Origin of the sequence: Candidatus Desulfatibia sp. (genome assembly GCF_036446775.1) — a bacterium.
Classification (GTDB): Bacteria; Desulfobacterota; Desulfobacteria; order Desulfobacterales; family UBA11574; genus Desulfatibia_A.
Genome location: NZ_JAZFTO010000172.1, coordinates 1 through 8,561, shown reverse-complemented (window position 1 = coordinate 8,561; position 8,561 = coordinate 1). Strand labels below are relative to the sequence as shown.

Annotated in this window: 6 protein-coding genes; 4 read left to right on the top strand and 2 right to left on the bottom strand. The window is 50.5% G+C overall.

All coding sequences use genetic code 11. The annotated features are described in order from the left end of the window. Together V3S16_RS08545 and V3S16_RS08540 are read right to left on the bottom strand one after the other, a co-directional pair. Positions 1 to 783: an enoyl-CoA hydratase gene (locus V3S16_RS08545; protein ID WP_413884259.1), complete on the bottom strand. Its 783-nt coding sequence runs from the start codon at positions 781 to 783 to the stop codon at positions 1 to 3. Between the two features lie 385 nt (positions 784 to 1,168). Then, positions 1,169 to 2,317 carry an acyl-CoA dehydrogenase family protein gene (locus V3S16_RS08540; RefSeq protein WP_413884258.1) on the bottom strand — a complete coding sequence of 383 codons (1,149 nt, stop codon included), beginning with the start codon at positions 2,315 to 2,317 and terminating at the stop codon, positions 1,169 to 1,171. A gap of 467 nt (positions 2,318 to 2,784) precedes the next feature. Between V3S16_RS08540 and V3S16_RS08535 the strand changes: the two genes are divergently transcribed. The 4 genes from V3S16_RS08535 to V3S16_RS08520 all read left to right on the top strand — a co-directional run. Further along, entirely contained in the window at positions 2,785 to 3,417 is a 633-nt protein-coding gene (locus tag V3S16_RS08535) for a TetR/AcrR family transcriptional regulator (protein ID WP_413884257.1), read from the top strand. A 136-nt stretch (positions 3,418 to 3,553) separates the two neighbouring features. Continuing rightward, positions 3,554 to 6,832 carry a fused isobutyryl-CoA mutase/GTPase IcmF gene (gene icmF / locus V3S16_RS08530; RefSeq protein ID WP_413884256.1) on the top strand — a complete coding sequence of 1,093 codons (3,279 nt, stop codon included), beginning with the start codon at positions 3,554 to 3,556 and terminating at the stop codon, positions 6,830 to 6,832. 187 nt (positions 6,833 to 7,019) lie between these two features. Beyond that, complete coding sequence (locus V3S16_RS08525) at positions 7,020 to 8,195, top strand: acetyl-CoA C-acetyltransferase (protein ID WP_413884255.1); 1,176 nt, start codon at positions 7,020 to 7,022, stop codon at positions 8,193 to 8,195. A gap of 226 nt (positions 8,196 to 8,421) precedes the next feature. Next, on the top strand, positions 8,422 to 8,561 hold a 140-nt coding region (locus V3S16_RS08520), incomplete at its 3' end, for a 3-hydroxyacyl-CoA dehydrogenase NAD-binding domain-containing protein (protein ID WP_413884260.1).

Below are 8,561 nucleotides of genomic sequence, written 5' to 3'. Positions count from 1 at the left end.
TCACTTCCCCTTATATACCGGCTTGCGTTTTTCCTGAAAAGCAGCCAGGCCTTCGCGGCGGTCTTCGGTGGGGACGGTTACCCAGTAAGCCTTCGATTCGATGTCGAGGCCGGTGTGAAGATCTGTCTCAAGTCCGTAATTTATGGCGTACTTGGCCTGCTCGATGGCGATGGGACCGGTTTCACATATCATGGCGGCCATTTTCCGGCATGCGTCCATAAGCACATCCGGCCCGCAGGTTTGATTTACAAGACCGATCTGCAGCGCTTCTTGAGCGTCAACTCGTCGCCCGGTGAAGATGAGCTCTTTGGCTTTTCCGCGTCCAATGAGTCGCGGAAGTCTCTGGGTCCCTCCGGCACCGGGAATAATGGCCAGGCGGGTTTCGCTGAGGCCCATGGAAGCGCTTGTTGCGGCGATGCGGATATCGCAGGCCAGAGCGAGTTCGGTTCCGCCGCCCAGCGCAACACCGTTGACAGCGGCAATCACCGGCTTGTTCAAAAACTCGATGGCCGTAAAAAGGTTTCGGATAGTAAAAATAAAATCCTTGACCTGCACTTCGTTGAGTGTGGCCCGTTCCTTAAGATCCGCGCCGGCGCAGAAGGCCTTTTGACCGGCCCCGGTAATGATGATCACCCGAATGTCCGTTTTAAATCTCAGGGCCTCGATTTGCTCCTTAAGGGCCTGCAGCAGGGCCAAATTAAAGGAATTCATCACTTTTGGACGGTTCAGTGTCAGCACAGCCACACCGTCTTTTTCTTCTGCCAAAAGAACTTGATCGGACATAATTTTTTCCTTTCAGGCAGCTCTTACCTAAACTGATCGGTTCTAGGTTCAGGGTTCTAGGTTCAAAGGTTATAACATCTTGACATTACTTAATGTTACAACTCAATGTCAGGATTGGTCTCTTGCACCCATAGGGTGAAAATTATTTGCCGTCTCTATTGAGGCATAACTCTTTTGGGTTGAGCCTGCAAGGGCTCATTAACCCGGAACCCCTGGCCCAGACCTGATTTCGAGAAGTTGGACCCAAGGCATATGTTTTTAATAGCAGAGGGTTGATCTTCTTGATAACGGCCGTCGCACCAGGGCGGGCTTGAACGTTGAACCGCTCAACCTAGGTCTTGCAATTTGTCGCCGAAAATATAGAAGCAATTGAAAATGACAAATATCAACAGCCGATATAACGCGATATCACAATGCGCTGAACTTCGGAAGTCCCTTCGCCGATGTCCAGAAGTTTCTGATCGCGGTAGAATCTCTCCACGTGGTATTCCTTCATCAAACCGTATCCGCCGTGGATCTGAACGGCATGATTCACCACTCGGCCCATGACTTCCGAGCCGTAGAGCTTTGCCATGGCCGCTTCTTTTCCGAAGGGGCGATTCTGATCCCTCAGCCAGCAAGCTTTGTAAAGGAGGTTGCGGGCGCACTCGATTTCAACGGCGCAATCGGCCAGCTTAAAAGCCACTGCCTGGAATTTGCTGATGGGCTGTCCAAACTGCACTCTATTTTTAGCATATTTAAGGGCGGCCTCATAAGCTCCCTGGGCTCCGCCAACTCCCATGGCGGCGATGGAAAGCCTGCCGCCGTCAAGGGTGGTGAGCATCTGGCGAAACCCATCCCCTTTTTGGCCAAGGATGTTTTCCCGCGGAATTTTAACTTCATCGAAATAAAGCTCAGCGGTATCCGAGGCCCGCCACATCATCTTTTTGTGCATGGGAACAGCCTTAAAGCCGGGCATTCCATGCTCAACCAGAAAACAGGTGTATTCCGGCTTTCCGCTGGCAAGGGTCCCGGTAACCGTCTGGACCGTGACTCCCATGGAAAGCTCACAAGCAGCATTGGTTATGAAAATCTTTGATCCGTTCAGCACCCAGTTGTTACCATCGGGGACAGCCGTGGTTTTGCTTCCTCCGGCATCACTGCCGTCGGTAGGTTCGGTTAGACCAAAGCCCCAGAGCGCCTTTCCGGCACAAAGCTTAGGAAGATATTTTTGTTTCTGTTTTTCGGTGCCGTAGTAGTATATGGGCCCGATTCCCAATGAGTTTCCGGCTGCTATAGTTGCGGCCTGAGAACCGTCCACTCTGGCAATCTCCTCAACGGCAATGATATAAGACAGATAGTCCATGCCCTGGCCATCATACTCTTCGGAAACAAACATGCCGAAAAGACCGATTTCTCCCATTTTTTCGGTAAGTTGCGGAGAGAATTCCTCGTTCTCATCCAGTTCGAGAGCTACGGGGGCTATTTCGCTCTGGGCAAATTTTCGCACTTCTTTGCGAATCATTTCCTGTTCTTTGGTCAAATCGAAATCCAAGGCAACCCTCCTTAATTAAATCGCTTTGCGATTTAATATAAACAAGATAATGTTTGAAAGATAGCATATCATATTTAGACTGAATTTCTAACAGAGAATTTATTGGACTTTAAAGTACGGACGTGCTTTTGGCTAAAATTCCAGCCGCCCGCTATACATGTGGTCGTTGACCTTCTTTATTGAGCGAGCGCTCGGTCATAACTGTGTGATTGTTACTTGCCCCGGGCGTTATTGTCAATGAATAAAATCGTATTGCAATTTCATGAAACTTCCGCAAGCCCAGTTAGGGCGGGATCTTCGCTGTGCTGCCATAAGCTTGCGGGATCTTATAATCGGGGTGTTCTATGGAATCGCGAAGCAATTGTATAGCTTGACAAGGAAAACCCAAATATGCTAACAAAAATGAACGAGCGCTCAATCAGAATTGTTAAATATTTATTTTTTACGGAAACTTGCAGGGGAGAATAATGGCATCTTTCGACAGCACAAAAGATATACCGACCCAGATCAAAAATCCCAAGCTTGTCAAGCAACGACATCGTCAGATTGTTGATGCTGCACTCCAACTCTTTATTAAGCATGGATTTCACAAGACCACAACCCGCAGGATCGCCGCTGCCGCAGGAATTTCCATAGGTTCATTGTATGAATATATCTCTTCAAAGGAGGACATCCTGTACCTGGTTTGCGATGCAATTCATGCCGAGGTTGAGCGTGGTGTCTCGGAAGCCATGGCCCGCGCCGCCGCCGGTCGTAATTCTCTGGGAGAAGTGATCCGGGAGTATTTTCTGGTATGTCACCGCATGAGCGATCATATTCTGCTGATCTATCAGGAAACCCAATCTTTGCCGCCGCAATGGCGCAAAAAAGTCCTTGAAAACGAGGTCCGTATCACTGGTATTTTTATGGAAGTTATGGCGAATCTATTTTCAACCGGCGATTTGCCTCAGCTGAGTGACCGCGCTATGGAACTTATCGCCCATAATATTTCCGTTTTAGGACATATGTGGACCTTTCGGCGCTGGTTTCTGGCCCGCCACTACAGCATTGAAGATTATATTGAGCTGCAGAGCAGATTTATCCTGGGACTTTTCGAGTAGTGCTTGTAGCAGGATACAGGATGCTGGTTGGAGCGTAGCGGAAATCCCGATTTATCGGGGATACTGATTACTGGATACTGGGTGCCGGAATCCAAAATCCGCGATCCAAAATCCAAAATCAACATAAGGGGGGGGCATGAGTGTTAAAACTGAAGTATACAAGCCCAAACATAATATCCGCGTCGTTACGGCCACATCTCTTTTTGACGGGCATGACGCCGCCATAAATATCATGCGCCGCATCCTACAGGACAGTGGTGTGGAAGTTATCCATCTCGGCCATAACCGCTCGGTCCGGGAAATCGTCGATGCCGCTATCCAGGAGGACGTTCAGGGAGTGGCCATATCGAGCTACCAGGGCGGGCATGTTGAATTCTTCAAATACGTTGTGGATCTTTTGAAAGAAGCCGGCGGCTCCCATATCAAAGTTTTCGGCGGCGGCGGCGGGGTCATCGTGTTAGAAGAGATCAGAGAACTGCAAGCCTACGGTGTTACCAAGATATATTCCCCCGAAGACGGTGCCAGAATGGGCCTGCAAGGCATGATCAATCATATGGTTCAACATTTGGATTTTTCAACTGTTCAGATGAATGATTTTGACTTCGACAAACTATCTCCGGACAACAAATATTTGGTTGCCAACCTTATTACAGCGGTTGAACAGGCCCAGGCCCGGGAAAATGGGCATCTTGCCCGCCTCAGGGCCGAACTTAGCAAAAAGATTGGCAACCGCAAAATCCCGGTGCTGGGAATAACCGGTACCGGCGGGGCCGGCAAATCCTCTCTGACCGATGAGCTTATTCTGCGCCTCCTCCACGACATCAAAGATATAAATCTGGCAATTATCAGCTGTGATCCTTCCAGGCGCAAAACCGGCGGAGCGCTTTTAGGCGACAGAATTCGCATGAACGCCATCAACAATCCCAGGGTTTACATGCGCAGCCTGGCTACCCGCCGCTCACAAACGGAAATCCCCCTTGTACTGGCGGAAGCCATCGAGGTTGCTAAAGCGGCCGGCTTTGACCTTATTATTGTCGAAACCGCAGGTATCGGGCAGGGTGATTCCAGCATTATCGCCCTGGTGGATGTGGCGATCTACGTAATGACCAGCGAATTTGGTGCCGCTTCCCAGCTCGAAAAGATCGCCATGCTCGATTTTGCCGACCTGGTGGTCGTTAACAAGTATGAAAAACGCGGAGGCGAAGATGCTGTGCGGGATGTCCGCAAGCAGGTGCAGCGCAACCGCAAAGCCTGGGACCGCCCGCCCGCTGAGATGCCAGTTTTTGGAGCCATTGCTTCCAAATTCAATGACGACGGCGTTACCGCCCTGTATCACGCTGCTCTGGATGTACTGGCGGAAAAATGCGGAATTGTTTTGGAATCGAGCTTACCAAGAACCAGCGTGCGCTCTTCCACATCCAAAACCATCATTATCCCGCCGCCGCGCGTCCGTTACCTTGCGGAAATCGCGGACACGGTCAGGGAATATCATCGCCGGACCAAAAATCAGGCGGACGTTGCTCGCAAAATCTGGCATTTGCAAGAAACCGCTAAAGCCGTCAGCAGTGGAGATCTTGCGGAAAATACCTCCGATCTTCTGGCGCGGCTTAAAGTGGAGGTCCAAAAAACCGAGCGTTTGCTGGACAAGGAAACGACGCATCTTATTAAAGAATGGGAAAAGATCAAAAAGACTTACAGCCAGGACGAACTTGTCTACCGGGTTCGAAATCGGGAAATTAAGGTCCCGCTGACTTTTCAATCGCTGTCGCATACCAAGATTCCCAAGATTGCGCTTCCCAAGTTCAAGGATCCCGGTGAAATCTATACCTGGCTGCGGGAAGAGAATATACCGGGTCGCTTTCCGTTTACCGCCGGTGTTTTTCTGTTAAAACGCATTGATGAAGACCCGACCCGCATGTTTGCCGGGGAAGGCGATCCGGCCAGAACCAACAGCAGGTTCAAACTGCTGTCGGAAAACTATGAGGCCAAGCGTTTGTCGACGGCGTTTGACTCTGTAACCCTGTACGGATACGACCCGGACAAACGTCCTGATATCTATGGCAAAGTGGGCACCTCCGGGGTCAGTATCTGTACCCTGGACGACGTTAAGGTTCTATATGACGGTTTTGAGCTGTGTGCACCCAATACGTCGGTCTCCATGACCATCAACGGCCCGGCACCCATCATGCTGGCCATGTTTTTGAATACCGCTATCGACCAGCAGGTCGATGCCTTCAAGTCCGCAAACCAGCGCGAGCCCACTGAAAAGGAGTACAACGAAATCCGCCGCAAAACCCTGGCTAATGTGCGCGGTACCGTCCAGGCCGATATTTTGAAGGAGGACCAGGGGCAGAACACCTGTATTTTTTCAATCGAATTTGCTCTGAAAATGATGGGAGACATCCAGGAGTATTTCATTGAAAACGACATTCGTAATTTCTATTCGGTTTCCATTTCGGGATACCACATAGCAGAAGCCGGCGCCAACCCGATCACCCAGCTGGCTCTCACCCTGGCCAACGGGTTTACCTATGTGGAATATTATCTGTCACGGGGAATGTCCATCGACAGCTTTGCACCCAGTCTCTCCTTTTTCTTTTCCAGCGGTATGGACCCTGAGTATTTGGTCATCGGCAGGGTTGCCAGGCGCATCTGGGCCATTGCTTTAAAACAAAACTACAAAGGTTCCGAGCGCAGTCAAATGCTGAAATATCACATCCAGACTTCAGGGCGCTCGCTGCACAGCCAGGACGTCCAGTTCAACGACATCCGCACAACGCTCCAGGCCCTCTGTGCCATATATGACAACTGCAACAGTCTGCACACCAATGCTTTTGACGAGGCTATCACCACCCCTAGCCATGAGTCGGCACGGCGGGCTTTGGCGATTCAGCTGATCATTAACCGCGAGTGGGGTCTGGCCGGGAATGAAAACATGTATCAGGGAAGCTTCGTGGTCGAAGAGCTGACGCAGCTGGTGGAAGAAGCGGTCCTAATGGAATTCGACCGGATTACCGAACGCGGCGGTGTTCTGGGGGCCATGGAAACCGGCTATCAGCGCAGTAAAATTCAGGAAGAATCGCTTTATTATGAAAATTTAAAGCATACCGGAGAGTTGCCCTTAATTGGCGTTAACACCTTCCGTGATCCGGATGCCAACCTGGAGGAGTTGGCTGAATGTGTTGAACTGACCCGAGCTACCGAAGCTGAAAAACAGTCGCAGCTGGCGCGCCTTGAAGCTTTCAAAAAGCGCCATGAGAAGACATCCCCGGCGGCCCTGCAGCGTCTCCAGGAAGCAGCCTTGTCCGGAAGCAACATATTTGCCGAACTTTTGGAAGCCGTCAAGGTGTGCTCTCTCGGCCAGATTACGCAGGCGCTGTATGATGTGGGGGGGCGGTATAGACGTAACATGTAAATATTTTCAGCTCATAAATGGTTATTTTTCCGATGAGCGGCGTTCTCCGCGGGTTTCCGCCCTCGACGTACTAAAGTACGCCTCGGGCAAAAACCCTTGTGCGGCCTTGCTCATCAAAAAAATCCCTCATTTATGAACTGAAAATTTGCTGTTTAATTTATAGATTGGAAAATGAAGGGAGAAGAGCATGAGAGAAGCAGCCATAGTAAGTGCGGTGCGAACGCCGTTGGGCGACTTTAACGGCTCATTGAGCGGCATCGGGGCAACCAAGCTGGGCGCCGTTGTGATTGAAGCGGCCGTTCAAAGGGCAGGAATTGAAAAGGAAGCGGTGAATGAAGTCATCATGGGGATGGTGCTTCCGTGCGGCTACGGCCAGAACCCGGCCAGACAGGCCGCATTGATGGCAGATATGCCCTGGGCCGTGGAATGCATTACGGTCAATAAAGTCTGCGGTTCGGCCTTAAAATCGGTGATGCTTGCGGCCCAGGCCATCCAGGTCGGTGACGCCGACGTTGTGGTTGCCGGCGGCATGGAAAATATGAGCATGGCGCCGTATTATCTCGCAAAGGCGCGTTTCGGATATCGCATGGGGCCGGGCAAGCTTGAGGATCACATGGTGCATGACGGGCTCTGGGATATTGTCAACGATTTTCATATGGGCATATCCAATGAGCTTTGCAGCGAAAAATATAATATCAGCCGTAAAGATCAGGATCAATTTGCCGCCGAGTCTTACCGCCGGACACTTGAGGCCATCAGTGCGGGACGTTTCAAAGATGAGATTATGCCTGTCGAAGTCCCTCAACGGAAGGGAGATCCTGTTTTTTTCAGTGAAGATGAATGCCCCCGGGAAACCGGCTATGACTTTTTGTCAAAAATGAAGCCCGCTTTTAAAAAGGACGGCGTCGGTACCGCCGGCAACGCTTCCATCATCAGTGACGGCGCTGCGGCGGTGGTAGTCATGTCGAAAGAGAAAGCAGTCGAAATGGGGTGCCGCATCATGGCCACCATAGGGGCCCAGGCATCCTACGGTTTGGATGCCAAGTATCTTCTGGTAGCCCCGATTTGGTCCATCCCCAAGTGCCTGGATAAAGAAGGCATTACTATTGATGATGTCGATCTTTTTGAAATCAACGAGGCTTTCAGCGGCTCCACGGCGGCTGTATTAAAAGAACTTGATCTGGACTCTGCCAAGGTGAACGTAAACGGCGGCAGTGTGGCCCTGGGGCACCCTATCGGGGCCAGCGGCTGCCGAATACTTGTCACCCTTTTAAATGAAATGATCAGGCAGGATAAAAAAATCGGGATGGCTTCCCTGTGTCTCGGCGGCGGTGAAGGGGTCTCACTTCTGGTCAAAAGATGAACATCAAACATCGAACGTCCAACATCGAATGATGAATGAGAAGAAAAGGACGGATGAACATCGAACATCGAACGTCCAACATCGAATGATGAATAAAAAAAAGAATGAAATTAAATTGCAGAGCGGAGCGACATCATTATTCGATGTTCAACGTTGGACGTTCGATGTTCGATGTTCAGCCTGTCTGTGTGGGTCTGCGGCTATTAATTAAAAATAAGGAGAGAGTATGGAAATAAAAACATTTGGTGTTGTCGGCGCCGGGCAGATGGGCACTGGAATCGCCCAGGTTGCCGCTGCCAGCGGCTTGAATGTTATCATGAGCGATGTCAAGAGCGGGTTTGTCAAGAAAGGTCTGAAAACCATAAC